Genomic DNA, 21,780 nt, shown 5'->3' on the forward strand with positions numbered 1-21,780 from the left:
TGGCGTCGGGCGACCTGGGGAGGTCACGTGGTGGAGAAACCGTTCGACGTCGACCCGGAGCTGCTGCGCGCGGTCGCACGGGAGCTGGCCGACGACGCGTACCGGCTGGCCCGAGGGCCGGGGGCGGCGCCGGAGGCGCTGCTGGTGGCGGCGCCGGACGGCTGGCGGGCCGGGGCGGCGCTGGCCGACCTGGAGTCCGCGGTAAGGCGCTGGTCCGGCGCGCTCGGCGCCCGGGTGGCCGACACCGCCGGGGCGTTGCGCCGCGGGGCGGACGGCTACGAGGCGGTGGACGAGCGCGCCGCGCGCCGCCTCAGCGGGGTGCTCCGGTGACCGGCGGCGCTCCCGGGCGGCCCGATCCGAGCTCCGGAGGACTCGGCGAAGGCCCGGCGGACGTCGGGTACGCGCAGCTCTGGCGGGCCGATCCGGGCGCCTGGTCCACGGCCGGGGTGGCCTGGCGAGGGCTCGCCGGGCCGGTGCGCCGTCGCGCCGACGCGCTGACCGCCCGGATCGGCACGCTCCGGCCCGGGTGGTCGGGCACCGCCTCGGTCGCGGCCCAGCAGCGGATCGGGGACCTGCGCACCGACCTCACCGACGTCCTGCCCGCCCTGTTCGAGGTCGACCAGGTGCTGGCCGAGTTCGGCGCCCGGCTGGGCGCGGCGAAGGCCCGCCTCGGCGCGGAGGTGGCCCGCGCCGAGTCCGGCGGCCTGCTCGTCGACCGTGCCGGCGCGGTGCGGCCCGATCCGGCCCGCCCGGTGTCCCGGGCCGGTCCGGCGGTGGTGGACGCGCGGGCCGGGATCCGGGGCGCGCTGACACTCGCCGGCGCCGCCGACCGGGAGGCGGCTCGCCGCCTGGCGGAGCTGACCACCGCCACGGTGACCGGCTGGGTCAGCGTCCCGCCCGCGTGGCGGCCGGGCCCCGGCGCCGGGCCGGCCGAGGTGAGCCGCTGGTGGGCCGGGCTGAGCGCGGCCGAGCGGCGCTGGCTGGTCGGGCGGGAACCGGATCGGATCGGCCGCCTCGACGGCGTGCCGGCCGCCGCCCGGGACCAGGCCAACCGGCTGCTGCTCGGCGACCGGCGGGAGCAGTTGCTCGTCCGGCGGCTCGCGCTGCTGCGGCCGCTGCCGGCCGGACCGTTGGAGGCGTCCCGGCGGGTCCGGCTCGCCGGCGTCGAGGCGGCGCTGCGCGGGCTGAACCGGCTGAGCGAGCGGCTCGCCGCGCCCGGGCTGCCGCGGGCGTACCTGCTGGGGCTGGACCCGCGCGGCGACGGGCGCGCGGTGGTGGCGCTCGGCAACCCGGACCGGTCCGCCGCGGTGCTGACCTACGTCCCGGGCATGACCTCGGACCTCGCCGACGCGCCGGACGAGCTGGGCCGGGCCGCCCGGGTGCTGCAGCGGTGCGCGGCGCTGGGGCCGGGCGAGGAGGCGGCGGCGGTGCTCTGGCTGGACTACGACGCGCCCGACTTCCTCACCGAGGCGGCCGGCCCCCGGCAGGCCGAGGACGCCGGGCCGGCTCTGCACCGGTTCCAGGAAGGGCTACGCGCCGCACACGAGGGTTCGCCGGCCCGGCAGACGGTGCTCGGGCACAGCTACGGCTCACTGGTGGTCGGCGCCGCCGCCCGGGACCACGGGCTGAGCGCGGACGCGCTGGTATTCGTCGGCTCGCCCGGCGTCGGCGTCGACCACGTCACCGAGCTGCGGATGCGCGCCGGAGAGGTCTGGTCGTCGACCGCGCCGGACGACGTGATCCGGCTGGCGCGTCCGCCGGACGAGCTGGCCCGCCGCGCCCTGCTCGCCGGCACGCCGCTCGGCCCGGCGCTGGCCGTGCTCGACCCGCACGCCGAGCGGCTCTGGTTCGGCGCCGACCCGAGCGCGCCGGGTTTCGGCGGGCGGCGGTTCCCGAGCGCCCCGCACGGTCACACCGGCTACTGGGACCCGGACAACCCGGCGCTGGACGGGATGGCCCGGATCGTGCTGGGCCGATGAGCCGCCCGATGCCGTCCGGCGGCCGTCCGAAAGGATCCGGGAGCCGCCCGGGGCGGGCCGGAGACGGCGCGGTCCCTCCACCCGGTCGACGGGTGGAGGGACCGCTGACGAAAAGCGGACTACTCGACGGTGACCGACTTGGCCAGGTTCCGGGGCTGGTCCACGTCGTGCCCGCGGGCGGCGGCGATCTCGGCGGCGAGCACCTGCAACGGCACGGTGGTCACCAGCGGCGCCAGCAGTGTCGGCGTACGCGGCACGTAGATCAGGTGATCGGCGTAGCGGACCACCGCCTGGTCGCCCTCCTCCGCGATCACGATCGTGCGGGCGCCCCGGGCGCGTACCTCCTGGATGTTGGAGACGACCTTGTCGTGCAGCATGCCCCGGCCGACCGGCGACGGCACGATGCAGATCACCGGGGTGCCCTGGTCGATCAGCGAGATCGGGCCGTGCTWCAGCTCACCGGCGGCGAAGCCCTCGGCGTGCATGTACGCCAGCTCCTTGAGCTTCAGCGCGCCCTCCAGCGCCACCGGGTAGCCCACGTGCCGGCCGATGAACAGCACCGTCGGCTCGGACTTCAGCTCGCGGCCCAGCTCACGGACCGGCTCGATCCGGTCCAGCAGCTCCCGCAGCTTGCCCGGCATCTCCTGGAGCTGGGCGACCACCGCGCCCACCTCGTCGGCGAACTTGATGCCGCGCACCTGGGCCAGGTGCAGGCCGATCAGGTAGCAGGCGACGACCTGGGTGAGGAACGCCTTGGTGGAGGCGACGGCGATCTCCGGGCCGCCGTGGGTGTAGAGCACGGCGTCGGACTCGCGCGGGATGGTCGAGCCGTTGGTGTTGCAGATGGCCAGCACGCGGGCCTTCTGCTCCTTGGCGTGGCGCAGCGCCATCAGCGTGTCCATCGTCTCGCCGGACTGCGAGATCACCACGATCAGCGTGGACCGGTCCAGCACCGGGTCGCGGTAGCGGAACTCGCTGGCCAGCTCCACCTCGCAGGGGATTCGGGTCCAGTGCTCGATGGCGTACTTGGCGACCAGGCCGGCGTGGTAGGAGGTGCCGCAGGCGACGATGAAGATCTTGTCGACGTCGCGCAGGTCCTGCTCGCTGAGGCGGACCTCGTCGAGGGCGATCTCGCCGGTCTCGGTGAGCCGGCCCAGCAGCGTGTCGGCGATGGCCTGCGGCTGCTCCTCGATCTCCTTGAGCATGAACCAGTCGTAGCCGCCCTTTTCGGCGGCCGACGAGTCCCAGTCGATGTGGAAGTCGGTGCCGCTGGCCGGCTGACCGTGGAAGTCGGTGATGTCGATGCTGTCCGGCGTGATCAGGACGATCTGGTCCTGCCCCAGCTCGACCGCGTCCCGGGTGTGCTCGATGAACGCGGCGACGTCGCTGGCCAGGTAGTTCTCGCCGTCGCCCCGACCGACGACCAGCGGCGAGTTGCGCCGGGCGCCGACCACCGCGCCGGGGATGCCGGCGTCGACGGCGAGCAGCGTGAACGCGCCCTCCAGGCGCCCGCAGACCACGCGCATGGCGGCGGCGAGGAGCTGCGGGCTGTCGGTCTCGCCGGCCGCGCGCAGGTCGGCCAGCGCGCGGGCGATCAGGTGCGCGGCGCACTCGGTGTCGGTGTCGCTGGCGAACTCGACGCCCTCGTCCTCCAGCTCGGCGCGGAGCTTCGCGAAGTTCTCGATGATGCCGTTGTGGATCACCGCGACGCGGCCGTCCGGGGAGAGGTGCGGGTGGGCGTTACGGTCGGTCGGGCCGCCGTGGGTGGCCCAGCGGGTGTGGCCGATGCCGGTGGTGCCGTCGCCGATGCCGATCGGGCTGGCGGCGCAGTCCTCGGGGTTGTCGGCCGCCCGCTCGGAGAGGACCTTCTCCAGGTTCGCGAGCTTGCCGGCCTTCTTCTCGGTCAGGAGCTCGTCCTCGCAGACCACGGCGACACCGGCCGAGTCGTAGCCGCGGTATTCGAGCCGCCGCAGTCCGTCAAGCACGATGCCGAGCGCCGGGCGGGCACCGGCGTAACCCACGATTCCACACATGGTCCGCAGCCTAACCGAGTTTCGCTCATCGCGCGTGCTCGGAAGGCCGGTTAACGATCACTGAATTTGAGCGAACCGAACACCGGGGTTGCTATGTCGGACAACGCACCAGCCGGGCTCATCTGCCGTTTGCGTACCGGTTCGGGACGTGCCGCGCACCGGGCGGACCGGGTCCACGCGGGTGGCCGCCACGGCCTACATTGGGGCCGGGCTCCGCCCCCGGGCCCATCGTTCCGCGGGCGTCCGCGCCGTACCCCTGTGAGCTGAGCCGATGTCCGAGACGACCCCTACCCCCGAGCCGACCTCCGGACCGGTCGACCCGACCGCCGCGCCGGTGACCCCGCAACCCTCCACCTGGACGCCGCCGGACCCGCTGGCCGCTCCGCAGCCGTGGATGCCACCCGAGCCCTGGTCGCCGTCGTCGCCGTCGCCCTGGAGCGCCCCCGGCGCCGGTCACCCCGGTCCGGCGGGCGGCGCCGAGGGGCGGCCGGCGGGCGACCCGGGCCGGGCCACCCCGGCCGACTCGCCGGGCGCCGGCGACCAGGGACAGCCCGGGACGCCGGGCGGGCCCGCCAACCCGGACGCACCGCAGTGGCCGGCCCAGCCGGGAGCACCGGGCTGGCCGGCGCAGCCGGGCGCCCCTGGCTCGTCCCCACCGCCGAGCGCCTACCAGCCCGGCACGTATCCGCCCGGGCCGTACCCGCCCACCGCGTACCCGCCGGGGCCCTACCCGCCGCCGTACGCGTACCCGGGGATGCCGCCGCGCCGCAGCGGCGGCGGTTGGGCGGTCGGGGTGGTGGTCGGCATCGTCACCGTCCTGGCGCTGATCGTCTGCGGCTGCGTCGGGCTGGCCTTCCTCGGCAGCACCATGGACGACGGGTCCGCAGCCGGCACCGGGTACGAGGAGCCGATCTACGGCGAGCCCGGCGACTGGACCGACGACCCGAGCGCGCCCCCGGCGAGGCCGGCGACCACCCCGTCCGGCGGCCCCGGCAAGTACACAGTGCTGTACGAGGTGACCGGCTCCGAGGGCGACGCGGAGGTGCAGTACTACGACGCGAACGGCGACTTCCACCAGCTCAACCTGGTGGACTCGTCCTGGCGGCTGAGGTTCACCACGAACAACCGTGAGCGGGTCCAGATCGTCACCATGCCCGGAAGCGCTGCTGGGTTGACCTGCCGGATAACCATCGACGGCAAGGTCGTCTCCCAGAAGTCGGGAAGGTGGGGCGTGACCTGCTTCGGCTGGTGAGCCCGTGGTGGCGGGCCGTAGGCTCGCAGCCGTGACGACGACCGATCCCCTGGTGGCCCGGATGCGGCCGTTCGGCACCACCGTCTTCGCCGAGATGTCCGCGCTGGCCGTGCGTACCGGCGCGGTCAACCTCGGGCAGGGCTTCCCGGACACCGACGGCCCGCCGGAGATGCTCGCCGCCGCCGCCGAGGCGCTGCGTACCGGCCACAACCAGTACCCGCCCGGCCCGGGCATCCCCGCGCTGCGCGTCGCCGTCGCCGCGCACCAGCGCCGGTTCTGGGACCTGGAGTACGACCCGGACGGCGAGATCGTCGTGACGGCCGGGGCGACCGAGGCGATCGCGGCGAGCATCCTCGCGCTGTGCGAGCCGGGTGACGAGGTGATCTGCTTCGAGCCGTACTACGACTCGTACGCCGCCTCGATCGCGCTGGCCGGAGCGGTGCGCCGCCCGGTGACGCTGCGGCCCGGCGCCGACGGCAGGTACGCGTTCGATCCGGACGAGCTGCGCGCCGCGTTCGGGCCGCGTACCCGGCTGGTGCTGCTGAACTCGCCGCACAACCCGACCGGCAAGGTCTTCACCGCCGACGAGCTGACGACGGTGGCCGAGCTGTGCCGGGAACACGACGTGTACGCGGTCACCGACGAGGTGTACGAGCACCTGGTGTTCACCGACGCCGCCGCGCCGCACGTGCCGCTGGCCACGCTGCCCGGCATGCGGGAGCGGACGCTGCGCATCTCGTCGGCCGGCAAGACGTTCTCCTGCACCGGCTGGAAGGTCGGCTGGGTGAGCGGCCCGGCGCCGCTGGTGGCGGCGGTGCTGCGGGTGAAGCAGTTCCTGACGTTCGTCAACGCCGGGCCGCTGCAACCGGCGGTGGCGGTGGCGCTCGGGTTGCCGGACGCCTACTTCACCGAATTCCGGGACGACATGCAACGCCGGCGGGACCAGCTCGCCGCCGGGCTGGCCGACGCCGGGTTCGGCGTGCTCGCGCCGGAGGGCACCTACTTCGTCACCGCCGACGTCACGCCGCTGGGCGGCCGGGACGGGGTGGAGTTCTGCCGGGCGCTGCCGGAGCGCTGCGGCGTGGTGGCGGTGCCCACGCAGGTGTTCTACGACGACGTGGAGGCCGGCCGCCGGCTGGTCCGGTTCGCGTTCTGCAAGCGGCCGGAGGTGCTGGCCGAGGCGGTGACCCGGCTGCGCGGTCTGCGCGGAAACTGAACCGCCCGCTGGAGGGAGATCCCCAGCGGGCGGGCGGCGTGGCTCAGGCGACCGGGCTGGCGGTGCGGACCTGCTCGGCGATGCGCTCGGCGACCTCGCGCGCGGTGTCCTCGGTGGCCGCCTCGACCATGACCCGCACCAGCGGCTCGGTGCCCGACGGGCGCAGCAGCACCCGGCCGGTCTCGCCCAGCTCCGCCTCGGCGCGCTCGACCTCGGCCCGGACGGCCGGTGCGGCGGCGCCGACGGTACGGTCGCCGACCGGCACGTTGATCAGCACCTGGGGCAGCTTGGTGACCACGGCGGCCAGCTCGGCCAGCGAGGTGCCGGTGGCGGCCATCCGCGCCATCAGGTGCAGGCCGGTCAGCACGCCGTCGCCGGTGGTCGCGTACGCGGGCAGCACGATGTGCCCGCTCTGCTCGCCGCCGAGCGCCAGGCCGGAGGCGCGCAGCTCCTCCAGCACGTACCGGTCGCCGACCTTGGTCTCGACCAGCCGGATGCCGTGCTCGGACATGGCCAGCCGGAGACCGAGGTTGCTCATCACGGTGGCGACCAGGGTGTCCTGGGTCAGCTCGCCGGCGTCCCGCATGGCCAGCGCGAGGATCGCCATGACCTGGTCGCCGTCGACCTCGTCGCCGTCGGCGGTGACCGCGACGCAGCGGTCGGCGTCGCCGTCGTGGGCGATGCCCAGGTGCGCGCCGTGCTCGACCACGGCGGCGCGCAGCGCGTCGATGTGGTTGGAACCGCACTCGTCGTTGATGTTGAGCCCGTCCGGCTCGGCGTGGATGGCGATGACCTCGGCGCCTGCCTCGCGGTAGGCGACCGGGGCGACGTCGGCCGCCGCGCCGTTGGCGCAGTCGACCACGACCTTGATCCCGTCGAGGCGGTGCGGCACGGTGCCGACCAGGTGCTGCACGTAGTGGTCGGCGCCGTCGAGCAGGTCGTGTACGCGGCCGACGCCGGCGCCGGTGGGGCGCTTCCAGGCGGTGGTGGCGTTCGCCTTCACCGCCTCCTCGATCCGCATCTCGATCTCGTCGGGCAGCTTGTGCCCGCCGGCGGCGAACAGCTTGATGCCGTTGTCCGGCATCGGGTTGTGCGAGGCGGACAGCATCACGCCCAGGTCGGCCTTGGCCTCGGCGGTGAGGAACGCCACGGCCGGGGTGGGCAGCACGCCGACCCGGACCACGTTGGCGCCGGCGCTGGTGAGCCCGGCGACCACCGCCGCCTCCAGCATCTCGCCGCTGGCCCGGGTGTCCCGGCCGACCACCGCGAGCGGCGGATGGCTCTTGTCGGTCTCGGCCAGCGTGTGGGCCGCGGCCACCGCGACCGCAAGCGCCAACTCCGGGGTGAGATCCGCGTTCGCCCGCCCGCGTACGCCGTCCGTGCCGAACAACCGGCCCATACCCGCCAACCTCCGTGGAACTGCCGATGAGGAGAGAAACGCGGAACGGCCGGTCCGCCTCCCGGGAAGGGGAAGCGGACCGGCCGTCCGTCAGAAGTACAAGGCGCTTGTGGTGATCAGCGCTTCGAGTACTGAGGAGCCTTGCGGGCCTTCTTGAGGCCGTACTTCTTGCTCTCCTTGACCCGGGCGTCACGGGTCAGGAAGCCGGCCTTCTTCAGGGCCGGGCGGTCGTCGGGCTCGCTGACGATCAGCGCCCGGGCGATGGCGAGCCGCAGCGCGCCGGCCTGGCCGGTGGTGCCGCCGCCACGCAGGTTGGCGATCACGTCGAACGCCTCGGCCTTCTCGGCGGTGACCAGCGGGTCCTTGATGAGCTGCTGGTGCACCTTGCTCGGGAAGTAGGCCTCGAGGTCGCGGCCGTTGCAGGTGATCTTGCCGCTGCCCGGGACGATCCGGACCCGGACGATGGCTTCCTTGCGCCGACCCACGGTCTGGATCGGGCGGTCACCACGGGGCGCGCGCGCGACGGGCGCCGGCGCCTCGGTGGCCTCGGGGGCGACCTCGGTGGCGGTGATGTCGGTCATGCTGCTTCCTTCGCCCGCGCTCACTGCGCGATCTGCTTGATCTCGAACGGCACCGGCTGCTGCGCGGTGTGCGGGTGCTCGGCACCGGCGTAGACCTTCAGCTTCTTGAGAAGCTGACGGCCCAGCTTGTTGTGCGGGAGCATGCCCTTCACGGCCAGCTCGATGGCCCGCTCGGGCCGCTTGGTGAGCAGCTCGTCGTAGCCGACCCGCTTCAGACCACCCGGGTAACCGGAGTGGCGGTAAGCGACCTTGGTCTGGCGCTTGTTGCCGGTCAGCGCGACCTTGCCCGCGTTCACGATGACGACGAAGTCGCCCGTGTCGACGTGCGGCGCGAAAGTCGGCTTGTGCTTGCCACGCAGGAGCGTGGCGGCGTGGGTCGCCAGGCGGCCCAGCACGACATCAGAGGCGTCGATGACGTGCCACTGACGCTCGATCTCACCCGGCTTCGGGCTGTACGTACGCACAGGTCTACCTTGTCTCGTCGTCGGTCTGGGGTCGCGCGCCGAGGTGACCGGGAATACCCAGCCGGACCAGCGCGCACGAACGACCAAGCGTACCTGATGCGGCACGCCTAAGAATGTCGTACAACAGCAGGCAACGATACCCGGCCGCCCGGCGGCAGGTCAAAACGGGGTGGTACCCCGCGTGGCCTGCGCGTTCGCCATGGCGCAGCTCACACGCCGACCAGCGTACGCGGCCCGGGACGCAGGTAGACCACCCAGGTCACCAGGAAGCAGAGCGCGTACCAGGCGATGAATGCCAGGTAGGCGGCGTCAGCCGTGCCGGAGGTCAGGAACGACTGCCGGAACGCCACGTTCACCAGCACCCCGCCCGAGGCTCCGACCGCCCCGGCGATGCCGATCACCGCCCCGGACAGGCGCCGGGCCCGCCGCTGCGCCGCCTCCGGGTCGCCGGTCAGCTCGCTCTCCGCGACGGCCCGGGCCCGGAAGATCGCCGGGATCATCTTGTACGTCGAGCCGTTGCCGATGCCGGAGAAGACGAACAGCGCCAGGAACCCGGCCAGGTAGAGCGGGAACGAGCGCTCCCGGGCCGCGTACAGCACCAGCCCGGCTCCGGCGGCCATGGCCACGAAGTTCCAGAACGTGACCCGGGCCCCGCCCAGCCGGTCGGCGAGCTGGCCGCCCACCGGCCGGATGAGCGACCCGATCAGCGGCCCGAGAAAGGTCAGCCAGGCGGCGTCGACGGGCGTCGGGAACCGCTCGTGGAACTGGAGTTGGAGCACCTGGCCGAAGGCGAACCCGAAGCCGATGAACGAGCCGAACGTGCCCACGTAGAGCAGCGACATCACCCAGGTGTGCGGGTCGCGGGCCGCCGCGCGCAGCGCGCCCGGCTCGTTGCGCGCCCCCGGAACGTTGTCCAGCCAGCGGGCCGCGGCCAGCGTGGCCAGCACGATCAGCGGCAGGTAGACCGCCGGCACCAGCCGGGGGTACGCGGCGCCGGCCGTCGCCAGCACCGCCAGCCCGACCAGTTGCACGGCAGGTACGCCCAGGTTGCCGCCGCCGGCGTTGAGCCCCAGCGCCCGGCCCTTGAGCCGCTCCGGGAAGAACAGGTTGATGTTCGCCATCGAGGAGGCGAAGTTGCCGCCGCCGACGCCGGACAGGCAGGCCAGCACCATCAGCGTGGCGTACGACACCCCGGGCTCGATCAGCACCGCCATCGGCACCGCCGGCACGAGCAGCAGCAACGCGCTCACGATGGTCCAGTTCCGGCCGCCGAAGCGGGCCACCGCCAGCGTGTACGGCAGCCGCAGCACCGCCCCCAGCGCGGCCGGTACGGCGGTGAGCAGGAACTTCCCGGCCGGGTCGATGCCGTACTCGGGACCCAGGAACAACACGGTCACCGACCAGAGGCTCCACACGGAGAAGCCGACGTGCTCGGCGAAGATCGACACGTACAGGTTGCGCCGGGCGACCCGGGCGCCCCCGGCGGCCCAGAACGCCGGGTCCTCCGGCCGCCATTCGGTGAGCCGTCCGGCGGTGCGGGCCGACGGCCGGGTCGGTGCGGAAACGAGCGTGCTCACGGCGACTCCTCCTTGTCGATGACGAGGGGACGCTCTCAGCCGGCGGTTTCCCCGGCGTACCCCGCGCGCGTCGGCGCGGCAACGGAGATCGCACGTCCGCCGGAGGGCGCCGGTGAGGCGGTCACAGCTCCTGGAGGATCCGCAGGGCCCGGCCGACCCGCTGCATGGTCTCGGTGTCGGCCACGTCCACGCACTCGGCGAACCACTTCTTCATCGGTGCGGAGATCCGGTCGGGCATCACCACGTACGGGCCCATCGGCACGGCCAGCGGCGAGTCGCGCAGTAGCGACTCCTCGACCACCTCGGCCACGATCACGATGGGTACCGCAGTGGCGTTGTAGACGTCGGAGCTGATCACCAGACCGAACCGTTCCCGGGCGCCGGAGATGCGCCAGACCTCGCCCCTACGCAGCACGCGGACGCCCGCCGAACAGGGCGTCGTCGACGAGCGCGGCCTCCTGGGCGTCGGCCAGGGCGGCGGCTTCCAGGTCCAGGCCGGCACGGCCGACCGCGTCGGCGTGCGCGGTGAAGACCTCGCGCAGCGCCTTCTCCCGGGCGGCCTGGTCCATCCAGGCGGAGAGGGAGAGCCCTTCCCGCTTGGCGAACCGGCGCGCTTCCTCGATCGTCTCGTCGGAGAACGACAGTGTCACCTTGGCGGTCATGCCGGGAAGACTACCCAGCGGTATGACCAGCAGTCATCCTCGTTCCCGCCGGACGAGGAATCGGACACCAGCAGGTGAAACAAGTGAAGCTGGTTGCGGATATTGCACTTGGACGCGACCATGGAGGAGGTCCGAACGGACGCGAGCCACATCTGCCACAGGGAGCCGCGATGAGCCTCAGCACCGGCATGGCCGCCTCGGTCATGCCCACCGAGGGAGCGGAGCGCCGGAAGGCGGCCGCCATGGAGGAGTTCCTCGTACGGCATCCCCTCGCTGCGGGCGAAGGCGTGGCCCGACTCGTCTCGGCGGACGGCGAAGAGGTCGAGGTTCCCGCCCAGATGTTCGACGTCCTCCATCAGATCTCGGCGATGCTCGCCCGCGGCGACGGCGTCGCGATCAGCGCCATCTCCCGCGAACTGACGACGACCGAGGCGGCGAGGCTGCTGGGCATGTCCCGCCCCACACTCGTCCGTCTCCTGGAGAACGGATCGATCGCCTCCCACCGGGTCGGCAGCCACCGGCGCCTCTTCCTCCGCGACGTCCTCGCATTCCGGCAACGACAAATGGAAGAGCGACGGAAGTCGTACGAGGCCCTGATGTGGGAGTCCGACGCGCTGGGTTTCACCGACGACGTGTAGTTCCGGGCCCGGCCAGTGGGCGCTGGGTAGGGTGTCCACTGTGATCCCCAGCGCCCCACTGGTGTTCCTGGACGCGAACATTCTCTATTCCAGGACCCTTCGCGACTGGATCAGTCTTCTCGCGCTCGAAGGCGACTGCGCCGTCTTCGATCTGCGGTACAGCGAGGACGTTCTGGCGGAATGGATGTATCGCCTGCGCCGTAAGCGGCCCGAGCATTCCGAGCAGGCGATCGGCGGCCAGCGACGCCGCTTCGTCCAGGCGTTCCCGTACGGCCTCGTCACCGGCTATTCGCCGAACGACGTCCCGTGCCCGCCGGACCCGGACGACCGGCACGTGCTGGCCGCCGCCGTGCACAGCCGCGCCGACATCCTGGTGACCGACGACCGGCGCGCCTTTCCGCCGGAATGCGTACGGGAATCGCTGTCGGTCCGCACCGGCGACGAGTTCCTCAACTGGGTGGCCGACCGTTCGATGCCTCTGGTCATGAGGACGTTGGCGCGGCAGATCGACTACTACCGGCGCAGCCTGGTCGCCGAGGACAAGGACGCGGTCGAACTGATCACCCATCTACGGAAGGCCGGCGCGCCCCGTTTCGCCGATCGGCTCGAGAATCACCTCGCCGAACCGTCCGGCCGCTGACCGCCGAAGACCGCGAAACGCCATTCCTTGAAGAAGCAGTCCACGTCCACCAGACCCGCCTCGGTCAGCCACCGGCACTGGTCTGCCACCGTGGCCGGCCGGTCGTGCCGCATCCGCTGCCGGGCGCCGGCGATCTCCTCGGCGTCCGAGCCCAGCTCGGTGATCCGCGCCGTCCACACCTCGTCGTAGCGGCGGTCCAGCGCCGGCGTCGGCCCGGCCACCTGCTCGGCGTTGACGAACACGCCGCCCGGCGCCAGCGCGCCCGCGGCCCGCTTGTACAGCGCCCGTTTGCCCTCGTCGTCGAGGTGGTGGATGGCCAGCGCGGAGACCACCGCGTCGTACCGGCCGGCGGGCAGCGGGTCGGCCAGGTCGGCGTGCACAGTGCGGTGCGCCACGCCGCGTTCTGTCAGGTGTCCGGCGGCCACCGCGAGCATGCCGGGGGCGCCGTCCACGAGCGTCAGGCGGACGCCGGGCACGGCCGCGGTCAGCAGCAGGGACAGCAGGCCGGTGCCCGCGCCCAGGTCCAGCACCTCGGGGGTACGCCCGGCGGCGAGCGCGGCACGCAGCGGCGGCGCGGCCACCTCGACGGCGGTGCCGTAGAAGGCGTCGAAGCAGGGCACCAGGCGGCGTCGGGCCTGGTCGTAGCTGCCGGCCACCGCGTCGAACGCGTCCGCCACGCCCATCAGAGCCTCCCGTTATTTGAGACAATTTTCCCACATTGTAAACCCCGCCGGGGACGACGTCACCTACGTGCGGTGTGAAGCGCTCGTGACAGGACCGAAACAGAGCAGACCCGGACCGGAAACCGCCCGACGGCACGCTTTTCCGACATGACAGACGGTGCACGCACGGCGACGCGAACGGGTTCAGGCCCCGCGCAGGCCGCCACGCACTGCCCGTACTGCGCCCTGCAGTGCGGCATGGTGCTGCGCGCCACCGGCGACGGCGTCGAGGTCGGCGCCCGGGACTTCCCGACCAACCGGGGCGGGCTGTGCCAGAAGGGCTGGACCGCCGCCGACCTGCTCGACCACCCGGACCGGCTCACCACCCCGCTGCTGCGCGACCGGCCCGGCGGCGAGCTGCGCCCGGCGACCTGGGACGAGGCGCTCGACCGGATCGCCGCCGGGGTGCGGGACGTGCAGCAGCGCCACGGGCCGCACGCGGTAGCGGTCTTCGGCGGTGGCGGCCTCACCAACGAGAAGGCGTACGCGCTGGGCCGCTTCGCCCGGGTGACGCTGCGGACCCGGCACATCGACTACAACGGACGCTGGTGCATGTCCTCGGCCGCGGCGGCCGGCAACCGGGCGTTCGGGATCGACAGGGGGTTGCCGTTCCCGCTGGCGGACCTCGGCCGCGCGGACACGCTGCTGCTGGTCGGCGCGAACCCGGCCGAGACCATGCCGCCGCTGATGCGGCACGTCACCGACCTGCGGGAACGCGGCGGCCGGCTGATCGTGGTCGACCCGCGCGCCACGGCTACCGCCCGCCAGGCCGACCTGCACCTGCAACCGCTGCCCGGCACCGACCTCGCGGTGGCGAACGCGCTGCTGCACATCGCACTCACCGAGGGCTGGCTGGACCGGGCGTACGTGGCGGAGCGGACCACCGGCTTCGACGAGGTCCGGCGGACGGTGGCCGGCTACTGGCCGGCGGAGGTGGAGCGGCTCTCCGGCGTGCCGGTGGCCGACCTGTACGCGACCGCCCGCGCGCTGGCCACAGTGGACCGGGCGATCATTCTCACCGCGCGGGGCGCCGAGCAACACGCCAAGGGCGTGGACACGGTCACCGCCCTCATCAACCTGGCGCTCGCCCTGGGCCTGCCCGGCCGTCCCGGCTCCGGCTACGGCTGCCTGACCGGGCAGGGCAACGGGCAGGGTGGCCGGGAACACGGGCAGAAGGCCGATCAGCTCCCCGGCTACCGGCGTATCGACGACCCGGCGGCCCGCGCGCACGTCGCCGGGGTGTGGGGCGTCGACCCGGACTCGCTGCCCGGGCCGGGGGTGCCCGCGTACCAGCTCCTGGACGCGCTGGGCACGCCGTCGGGCGCGCGGGCGCTGCTGGTGTTCGGCTCCAACCCGGTCGTGTCCGCGCCCCGCGCCGCGCGGGTCGAGTCCCGGCTGCGCGCCCTGGACCTGCTCGTGGTGGCGGACTTCGTCCGCTCCGAGACGGCCGAGCTGGCCGACGTGGTGCTGCCGGTCGCCCAGTGGGCCGAGGAGAACGGCACGATGACCAATCTGGAGGGCCGGGTGCTGCGCCGCCGGGCGCTGCGTGAGCCACCCGCCGGGGTCCGTACCGAGCTGGAGATCCTCGCCGCGCTCGCCGGGCGGCTGACCGACGGCGCGCCACTGCCGAGCGACCCGCGCGAGGTGTTCGCGGAGCTGGGCCGGGCCTCGGCCGGCGGTCCGGCCGACTACGCCGGGATCACCTGGGACCGGATCGACGCCGACACCGGCGTGTTCTGGCCCTGCCCGGACCGGGACGGCCCGGACACCCCCCGGCTGTTCGCCGACCGCTTCCCCACCCCGGACGGCCGGGCCCGGTTCCACGCCGTGACCCACCGGCCGGCCGCCGAGCCGGTGTGCGCCGACTACCCGCTGCACTTCACCACCGGCCGGGTGCTCGCGCAGTACCAGTCCGGCGCGCAGACCCGGCGGGTCGCCGCGTTGCGCCGGGCCGCGCCGGGCGGCTTCGTCGAGCTGCACCCGGACCTGGCGGCACGGCTCGGCGTGACCGAGGGAGCGCCGGTACGTGTGGTCTCCCGCCGGGGCGAGCTACGGGCTCCGGCCCGGCTCAGCACCGCGATCCGGCCGGACACCGTCTTCGCCCCGTTCCACTGGCCCGGCGCGCAACGCGCCAACTCGGTCACCAACGACGCGCTCGACCCGGTCTCCGGGATGCCCGAGTTCAAGATCTGCGCGGTCCGGGTGGAGCCGGCATGAACGAGCGCATCGTCGTCGTCGGCCACGGCATGGCCGGCGCCCGGCTCGCCGCCGAGCTGCACGCACGCGGCGGGGACCGGCGGATCACCGTGCTCGGGGCGGAGCCGCACCGCGCGTACAACCGGATCATGCTCTCCACGCTGCTCGCCGGACGCATCGGCGAGCCGGACGTGGAGCTGGTCGAAGCGGTGGGGCCGGGCGTCGAGGTGCACACCGGCGCGGCGGTCACCGTCGTGGACCGCGCCGCCGGCGAGGTGGTCACCGACGACGGCGAGCGACACGGGTACGACCACCTGGTGCTCGCCACCGGCAGCCGGGCCGTGGTGCCGCCGCTGCCGGGCCTCGCGCCGATGCCCGAGCGGGTCGTCCCGTTCCGCACGCTCGGCGACTGCCGGCGGATCCTCGCCGCCGCCGAGGGCGCGCGCCGCGTCGTCGTGCTCGGCGGCGGGCTGCTGGGCCTGGAGGCGGCCCGCGGGCTGGCCGCGCGGGGTCTCGACGTGACAGTGGTCCACCCGGTCGGGCACCTGATGGAACGTCAGCTCGACCCACCGGCCGGCGCGGTCCTCGCGGGCACGCTCGCCGGCCTGGGCGTCCGGTCCCGGCTCGGCGCGGCGGCCACCGCCGTGACCGCCGACGCCGACGGCGTCCGCCTGCACCTGGGCGACGCCGGGACGCTCGACGCCGACCTGCTGGTGCTCTGCTGCGGGGTACGCCCCGACACCGCGCTCGCCGCGTCCGCCGGGCTCGCCGTCGAGCGGGGCGTGGTGGTGGACGACCGGATGCGGACCAGTGACCGGCGGATCTCGGCGATCGGCGACTGCGCGCAGCACGACGGCACGCTGACCGGGCTGGTCGCGCCGGCCTGGGCGCAGGCCCGGGTGGTGGCCGACGTGCTGACCGGCGCGGACCCGCTGGCCCGCTACCGGCCCCGCCCGGCGGTGACCCGGCTCAAGGCTGCCGGCATCGATCTGGCCGCGATGGGCGACGTGGCCGGAACCGGCGACGCGGGCGGGCCGGTCGAGGAGCTGACCTTCGCCGACCCGGCCCGGGGCACGTACGCCCGGCTGCGCATCCGGGACGAGCGGCTGACCGGCGCGATCCTGCTCGGCGACAACCCGGCGGTCGGCACTGTGGTGCAGCTGTTCGACAGGGGCGCGCCGGTGCCGGCGGACCGGCGTTCGCTGCTGCTCGGCCGCGCGTTCGGCGAGGCGCCGGCCGGGCCGGCCGCGTCCCCGGCGCTGATGCCGGACGCCGCGACCGTGTGCCGGTGCAACGACGTGAGCAAGGGCGCGCTGGTGGCGTGCTGGCGGGCGGGCACCCGGACGGCGGCGGCGTTGTCCGCGTCGACCCGGGCCGGCACCGGCTGCGGCAGTTGCCGGGACGCGGTGGCCGGCATCGCCGCCTGGCTCGCCGAGGCCGATCCGCAGGCGACCGACGCGGTACGCGAGACGGTGGAGGTGGCGTCATGAGTGAGCTGATTGTCGTCGGGAACGGCATGGTCGGGCAGCGCTTCGTCGAGGCGCTGCGGGCCCGGGACACCGGCGGGCGGTGGCGGGTCACGGTGCTGGCCGAGGAGCGGCGTCCGGCGTACGACCGGGTGCGGCTCTCGGCCGTCTTCGACGGGGTGGACGCCGACGAGCTGACTGTGCACACCCCCGACGCCGGAGTGGACCTGCGCCTGGGCGAACCGGTCACCGGCGTCGACCGGGCACGGCGTGTGGTGACCACGGCGGCCGGCGAGTACCCGTACGACGCGCTGGTGCTCGCCACCGGCTCGTACGCGTTCGTGCCGCCGGTCGACGGCACCGATCTGCCAGGCGTCTTCGTCTACCGGACACTGGACGACCTGGCCGCGATCCGGGAGCACGCCCGGGGCCGCCGCACCGGCGTGGTGATCGGTGGCGGGCTGCTCGGGCTGGAGGCGGCGAACGCGCTGCGGCTGCTCGGGCTCACCACGAGCGTGGTCGAGTTCGCGCCCCGGCTGATGCCGGTGCAGGTGGACGAGGCGGGCGGGTCGATGCTGCGCCGCTACGTCGAGGAGCTGGGCGTCACGCCGTACCTCGGGGTGGCCACCACGGCGCTGCGTCCCGGGCCGGACGGCACGGTGGCCGCGCTCGACCTCGCCGACGGGCGCACGCTGGACGCGGAGCTGGTGGTGGTGGCCGCCGGGATCCGGCCGCGCGACGAGCTGGCCCGGGCGGCCGGGCTGCCGCTCGGCCCGCGCGGCGGCGTGCTGGTGGACGCCTCCTGCCGTACCGCCGACGAGCGGATCTGGGCGGTCGGTGAGTGCGCCGCGGTGGACGGGGTCTGCCACGGGCTGGTCGCGCCCGGGTACGCCACCGCCGAGGTGGTCGCGGACCGGCTGCTCGGTGGCGCGGCCACGTTCCCCGGCGCGGACACCGCCACGAAGCTCAAGCTGCTCGGCGTCGACGTGGCCTCGTTCGGCGACGCGCACGGCGTCACCCCCGGCTGCCTGGACGTGACGTTCACCGACCCGGCCACCCGCGCGTACGCGAAGCTGGTCCTCTCCGACGACGCGCGGACGCTGCTGGGCGGCGTGCTGGTCGGGGACGCGAGCGCGTACCCGGCGTTGCGGGCCAGTGTCGGCGGGCCGCTGCCCGCTCCCCCGCTGGCGTTGCTGGCGCCGGCCGGCGGCGCGGGCGCCGGCGCGGGGGCGCTGCCGGCCGCCGCCCAGGTCTGCTCCTGCAACGCGGTGACCCGGGCCGACCTGGACGCGGCGATCGCCGGCGGGGCGACCGACGTGCCGGCGTTGAAGGCGTGCACCCGCGCCGGTACGAGCTGCGGCTCCTGCGTGCCGATGCTCAAGCAACTGCTGGACGCCGCCGGGGTGCGCCAGTCCACCGCGTTGTGCGAGCACTTCGACCTGAGCCGGCAGGAGCTGTTCGACCTGATCCGGGTGCGGGGCATCCGCACGTTCTCCCGGCTCGTCGCCGAGCACGGGCGCGGGAGCGGCTGCGACATCTGCAAGCCGGTGGTGGCCTCCATCCTGGCCTCGCTCGGGGCCGGTCACGTGCTCGACGGCGAGGCGGCGTCACTGCAGGACACGAACGACCACTTCCTGGCCAACCTGCAACGCGACGGCAGCTACTCGGTGGTGCCCCGGATCCCCGGCGGGGAGATCACCCCGGAGAAGCTCATCGCGATCGGCGAGGTGGCCCGCGACTTCCAGCTCTACACGAAGATCACCGGCGGGCAGCGGATCGACCTGTTCGGCGCGCGGGTCGACCAGTTGCCGCAGATCTGGCGCCGGCTCGTCGACGCGGGCTTCGAGTCGGGCCACGCCTACGGCAAGGCGCTGCGTACCGTGAAGTCCTGCGTCGGCGACACCTGGTGCCGCTACGGCGTGCAGGACTCGGTCGGGCTCGCCGTCGCGCTGGAGCTGCGCTACCGGGGGCTGCGCGCGCCCCACAAGCTCAAGTCCGCCGTCTCCGGCTGCGCCCGCGAGTGCGCCGAGGCCCGCAGCAAGGACTTCGGCGTCATCGCCACCGAGGGCGGCTGGAACCTGTACGTCGGCGGCAACGGCGGCTTCCGGCCCCGGCACGCCGACCTGTTCGCCACCGACCTGAGCACCGCCGAGCTGGTCACGCTGATCGACAGGTTCCTCATGTACTACATCCGCACGGCCGACCGGTTGCAGCGCACCGCCGCCTGGATCGAGGCGATGGACGGCGGCCTGGACCACCTCCGGTCGGTGATCGTGGACGACTCGCTCGGCCTCTGCGCCGACCTGGACGCGGCGATGGCCCGGCACGTCACGAGCTACTCCGACGAGTGGCGCGACGTGCTGGAGGACCCGGACCGGCTGCGCCACTTCACCTCGTTCGTCAACGCGCCCGGCGTGCCCGACCCGTCCATCTCGTTCACCCGGGAGCGGGGCCAGCCGGTGCCGGCCCGGGACGCCGGGCACCGCCGCCAACCCGTAGCGCTCGGACTGCCGGAGGTACGCCGATGAGCCCCGTCGTCACGCTGGACTGGACGCCGGTCTGCCCGCTGGACCGGCTCGACCTCGACCGGGGCGTGGCCGCGCTCGTCGACGGCGTGCAGGTGGCGGTGTTCCGCACCGCGCACGGCCTGTACGCGGTGGACAACCTCGACCCGGTCGGCGGCGCGTACGTCATGTCCCGCGGTCTCGTGGGCAGCCGGGGCGGCGTGCCGACGCTCGCCTCGCCGCTGCACAAGCAGGTCTACGACCTCACCACCGGGCGGTGCCTGGACCTGCCCGGCGTGACGTTGACGCGGCACCGGGTGCGCTGCCGGGACGGCCAGGTCGAGGTGCGGTTACGGCAGGAGCAGTGATGCGCGACGAGCTGGCCGGTTTCACCATCGGGGTCACCGCGGACCGGCGGCGCGACGAACTGGCCGCGCTGCTCCAGCGGCGCGGGGCGCGGGTGGTGCTCGCCCCGGCGCTGCGGATCGTCCCGCTCGCCGACGACACCGACCTGCGTGAGGCCACCCGGGCCTGCCTGGAACATCCGCCGGACGTGCTGATGGCCAACACCGGCATCGGCATGCGGGGCTGGCTGGAGGCGGCCGAGGGCTGGGGGCTGGCCGAGCCGCTGCGCGCCACGCTCGCCCGCGCGTACGTGGTGTCCCGGGGCCCGAAGGCGACCGGGGCGATCCGCGCCGCCGGACTGCGCGAGCACTGGTCGCCGGGCTCGGAGAGCTGCGACGAGGTGGTGGAGCACCTGGTCGCGCGCGGCGTGGCCGGCCAGGTGGTGGCGATGCAACTGCACGGTGAGCGGCAACCCGAGTGCACCGACGCGCTGGTGGCGGCCGGGGCCACGGTGATCGAGGTGCCGGTCTACCGGTGGGCGCCGCCGGCCGATCCGGCGCCGCTGCACCGGCTCATCGACTTGGTCGCCGGGCGGCTCGTCGACGCGGTCACGTTCACCTCGGCCCCGGCGGCCGAGGCCCTGCTGCGGGCGGCCGGGGACCGTACCGAGACGGTGCTGGAGGCGCTGCGCGGCGACGTGCTGGCCGGGTGCGTGGGCACCGTCACCGCCGAGCCGCTGGTCCGGCGTGGGGTGCCGGTGAGCGCGCCGAGCCGGGCCCGGTTGGGCGCGCTGGTCCGCACCATCGTCGAGGAGCTGCCCCGGCGCACGGTCTCGGTGAAGGCGGCCGGGCACGTGCTGACGCTGCGCGGCCACGCCGCGGTGGTGGACGGGGAACTGCGCCAGCTCGCGCCGGCCCCGATGGCCGTGCTGCGGGCGCTCGCCGCGTCACCCGGCAAGGTGCTCTCCCGCACCGCGCTGCTGCGTACGCTGCCGCGCGGCGCCGACGAGCACGCCGTGGAGATGGCCGTCGCCCGGCTGCGGGTCGGCCTCAAGGCGCCCCGCGTGGTGCAGACGGTCGTCAAGCGGGGGTACCGCCTGCGGGTCGACTGACCCGCAGGCGGTCAGCCCACCGAGGCCGGGTAGCCGTGCTCGGCCTGGAGGCGGAGCATCGCGTGCTCGACCACTGTCACCAGCACCTGCTTGACCGAGTCGCGCCGACGGGCGTCGCACAGGACCATCGGCACGTCCGGGGAGATGGCGAGCGCCTCCCGGATCTCCTCCATCTCGTAGTGCGGCGCGTCGTCGAAGCGGTTCAACGCCACGACGTACGGCAGCTTGCGGTTCTCGAAGTAGTCCAGCGGCGCGAACGCGTCGGTGATCCGCCGGGTGTCCACGAGCACCGCCGCGCCCACCGCGCCCCGGATGATCTCGTCCCACATGAACCAGAAACGGGTCTGGCCCGGGGTGCCGAACAGGTAGAGGATCAGGTCTTCGGCCATGGTGATACGGCCGAAGTCCATGGCGACCGTGGTGGTCTCCTTGCCCGGCACCTTCGACGGGTCGTCGATGCCCACGCCGGCGGCGGTCATCAGCGCCTCGGTGGTCAGCGGCTGGATCTCGGAGATCGCACCGACCAGCGTGGTCTTGCCCACGCCGAAGCCGCCCGCGACCACGATCTTCGCGGAGATGATCTCCCGGCCGCGGTTCACCCCGTCGGGGTCATAGTTCGCGAAGTCCACTTAGCACCCTTCCAAGCAGGTTCATCCGCGCCGCGAAACCCGTCGCGGGAGCGGCAGTGTGTAGCGTCAGCAGGCCCTCGGCCACCATGTCGGCGACCAGCACCCGGGTGACGCCCAGCGGCATCCGGGTGTAAGCGGCGATTTCCGCCAGCGACTGTGCCCGGCCTTCACAGACCGAGGAGATGCGGTACTTGTCGTGCCCGGCGAACCGCGCCTCGGCCGACTGCGTGGGCGTGCTGGACAGCACCGCCTCGAGCGCGATGTTCTGCAACGGCTCGGTGCGGCCCCGGGTGACCGCGTACGGTCGCACCAGCGCGCCACGCGGATCACGTCGCGGTTCCATCTCGCGATCACCTCCCCTCGTAC

Annotated in this window: 21 protein-coding genes; 11 read left to right on the forward strand and 10 right to left on the reverse strand. The window is 74.0% G+C overall.

What is annotated here, in order from left to right:
* Positions 1–27: 27 nt before the first annotated feature.
* Both A8711_RS08985 and A8711_RS08990 read left to right on the forward strand, forming a co-directional pair.
* Complete coding sequence (locus A8711_RS08985; RefSeq protein ID WP_069087943.1) at positions 28–330, forward strand: type VII secretion target; 303 nt, start codon at positions 28–30, stop codon at positions 328–330.
* Complete coding sequence (locus A8711_RS08990) at positions 327–1,979, forward strand: alpha/beta hydrolase (RefSeq protein WP_069087944.1); 1,653 nt, start codon at positions 327–329, stop codon at positions 1,977–1,979. The genes A8711_RS08985 and A8711_RS08990 overlap by 4 nt, the downstream gene beginning before the upstream one ends.
* 119 nt (positions 1,980–2,098) lie before the next feature.
* On the opposite strand, the gene glmS is transcribed toward A8711_RS08990, so the two are convergent.
* Positions 2,099–4,012, reverse strand: coding sequence for a glutamine--fructose-6-phosphate transaminase (isomerizing) (gene glmS, locus A8711_RS08995; RefSeq protein WP_069087945.1), 1,914 nt, complete (start codon positions 4,010–4,012; stop codon positions 2,099–2,101).
* A 271-nt stretch (positions 4,013–4,283) separates the two neighbouring features.
* Here glmS and A8711_RS09000 point away from each other — a divergent pair, with 271 nt between their 5' ends.
* Positions 4,284–5,264: an MmpS family transport accessory protein gene (locus A8711_RS09000; RefSeq protein WP_069087946.1), complete on the forward strand. Its 981-nt coding sequence runs from the start codon at positions 4,284–4,286 to the stop codon at positions 5,262–5,264.
* A gap of 31 nt (positions 5,265–5,295) precedes the next feature.
* Positions 5,296–6,480, forward strand: coding sequence for a pyridoxal phosphate-dependent aminotransferase (locus tag A8711_RS09005; RefSeq protein WP_064446593.1), 1,185 nt, complete (start codon positions 5,296–5,298; stop codon positions 6,478–6,480).
* A gap of 43 nt (positions 6,481–6,523) precedes the next feature.
* Here A8711_RS09005 and glmM read toward each other — a convergent pair whose 3' ends face one another.
* From glmM to A8711_RS09035, 6 genes are all read right to left on the reverse strand, one after another.
* The gene (gene glmM / locus A8711_RS09010) at positions 6,524–7,879 is read right to left on the reverse strand and encodes a phosphoglucosamine mutase (protein WP_030501566.1); all 1,356 of its coding nucleotides are present in this window, start codon (positions 7,877–7,879) and stop codon (positions 6,524–6,526) included.
* Positions 7,880–7,995: 116 nt separating this feature from the next.
* Entirely contained in the window at positions 7,996–8,460 is a 465-nt protein-coding gene (rpsI, locus tag A8711_RS09015) for a 30S ribosomal protein S9 (RefSeq protein WP_030501567.1), read from the reverse strand.
* Positions 8,461–8,480: 20 nt separating this feature from the next.
* The gene (rplM, locus tag A8711_RS09020; RefSeq protein ID WP_013288574.1) at positions 8,481–8,924 is read right to left on the reverse strand and encodes a 50S ribosomal protein L13; all 444 of its coding nucleotides are present in this window, start codon (positions 8,922–8,924) and stop codon (positions 8,481–8,483) included.
* Positions 8,925–9,133: 209 nt separating this feature from the next.
* Positions 9,134–10,501, reverse strand: a complete 1,368-nt coding sequence (locus A8711_RS09025; RefSeq protein ID WP_064446594.1) for an MFS transporter — start codon at positions 10,499–10,501, stop codon at positions 9,134–9,136.
* Between the two features lie 121 nt (positions 10,502–10,622).
* Positions 10,623–10,916 carry a type II toxin-antitoxin system PemK/MazF family toxin gene (locus tag A8711_RS09030; protein WP_043328292.1) on the reverse strand — a complete coding sequence of 98 codons (294 nt, stop codon included), beginning with the start codon at positions 10,914–10,916 and terminating at the stop codon, positions 10,623–10,625.
* The gene (locus tag A8711_RS09035; protein WP_030501570.1) at positions 10,906–11,163 is read right to left on the reverse strand and encodes a DUF6364 family protein; all 258 of its coding nucleotides are present in this window, start codon (positions 11,161–11,163) and stop codon (positions 10,906–10,908) included. The genes A8711_RS09030 and A8711_RS09035 overlap by 11 nt, the downstream gene beginning before the upstream one ends.
* 170 nt (positions 11,164–11,333) lie before the next feature.
* Here A8711_RS09035 and A8711_RS09040 point away from each other — a divergent pair, with 170 nt between their 5' ends.
* Both A8711_RS09040 and A8711_RS09045 read left to right on the forward strand, forming a co-directional pair.
* Complete coding sequence (locus A8711_RS09040) at positions 11,334–11,801, forward strand: helix-turn-helix domain-containing protein (RefSeq protein WP_043328291.1); 468 nt, start codon at positions 11,334–11,336, stop codon at positions 11,799–11,801.
* 40 nt (positions 11,802–11,841) lie between these two features.
* Entirely contained in the window at positions 11,842–12,441 is a 600-nt protein-coding gene (locus tag A8711_RS09045) for a PIN domain-containing protein (RefSeq protein ID WP_083296964.1), read from the forward strand.
* On the opposite strand, the gene A8711_RS09050 is transcribed toward A8711_RS09045, so the two are convergent.
* Complete coding sequence (locus A8711_RS09050; protein ID WP_043328289.1) at positions 12,414–13,124, reverse strand: class I SAM-dependent methyltransferase; 711 nt, start codon at positions 13,122–13,124, stop codon at positions 12,414–12,416. The genes A8711_RS09045 and A8711_RS09050 overlap by 28 nt on opposite strands.
* Positions 13,125–13,271: 147 nt before the next feature.
* Here A8711_RS09050 and A8711_RS09055 point away from each other — a divergent pair, with 147 nt between their 5' ends.
* The 5 genes from A8711_RS09055 to A8711_RS09075 are packed head-to-tail and all read left to right on the forward strand — an operon-like array spanning position 13,272 to position 20,785.
* A complete protein-coding gene (locus A8711_RS09055; protein ID WP_069087947.1) occupies positions 13,272–15,380 on the forward strand; it encodes a molybdopterin oxidoreductase family protein in 2,109 nt (702 codons plus the stop codon).
* Positions 15,377–16,849: an FAD-dependent oxidoreductase gene (locus A8711_RS09060; RefSeq protein ID WP_069087948.1), complete on the forward strand. Its 1,473-nt coding sequence runs from the start codon at positions 15,377–15,379 to the stop codon at positions 16,847–16,849. The genes A8711_RS09055 and A8711_RS09060 overlap by 4 nt, the downstream gene beginning before the upstream one ends.
* On the forward strand, positions 16,846–19,353 hold the full coding sequence (gene nirB, locus A8711_RS09065; protein WP_069087949.1) for a nitrite reductase large subunit NirB: 2,508 nt from the start codon (positions 16,846–16,848) through the stop codon (positions 19,351–19,353). Before A8711_RS09060 ends, nirB begins: the two co-directional genes overlap by 4 nt.
* A complete protein-coding gene (gene nirD / locus A8711_RS09070; RefSeq protein ID WP_064446599.1) occupies positions 19,350–19,697 on the forward strand; it encodes a nitrite reductase small subunit NirD in 348 nt (115 codons plus the stop codon). Before nirB ends, nirD begins: the two co-directional genes overlap by 4 nt.
* Positions 19,697–20,785 (forward strand): uroporphyrinogen-III synthase, encoded by a 1,089-nt coding sequence (locus A8711_RS09075; protein WP_030501576.1) that lies wholly within the window; start codon positions 19,697–19,699, stop codon positions 20,783–20,785. Before nirD ends, A8711_RS09075 begins: the two co-directional genes overlap by 1 nt.
* Positions 20,786–20,796: 11 nt before the next feature.
* Here the strand turns inward: A8711_RS09075 and A8711_RS09080 are convergent, their stop codons facing one another.
* Together A8711_RS09080 and A8711_RS09085 are read right to left on the reverse strand one after the other, a co-directional pair.
* The gene (locus A8711_RS09080) at positions 20,797–21,414 is read right to left on the reverse strand and encodes an ATP/GTP-binding protein (RefSeq protein ID WP_030501577.1); all 618 of its coding nucleotides are present in this window, start codon (positions 21,412–21,414) and stop codon (positions 20,797–20,799) included.
* Complete coding sequence (locus A8711_RS09085; RefSeq protein WP_030501578.1) at positions 21,395–21,757, reverse strand: DUF742 domain-containing protein; 363 nt, start codon at positions 21,755–21,757, stop codon at positions 21,395–21,397. Before A8711_RS09085 ends, A8711_RS09080 begins: the two co-directional genes overlap by 20 nt.
* Positions 21,758–21,780 lie beyond the last annotated feature (23 nt).

The organism is Micromonospora sp. II, assembly GCF_001709195.1.
GTDB classification, from domain to species: Bacteria; Actinomycetota; Actinomycetes; order Mycobacteriales; family Micromonosporaceae; genus Micromonospora; species Micromonospora chalcea.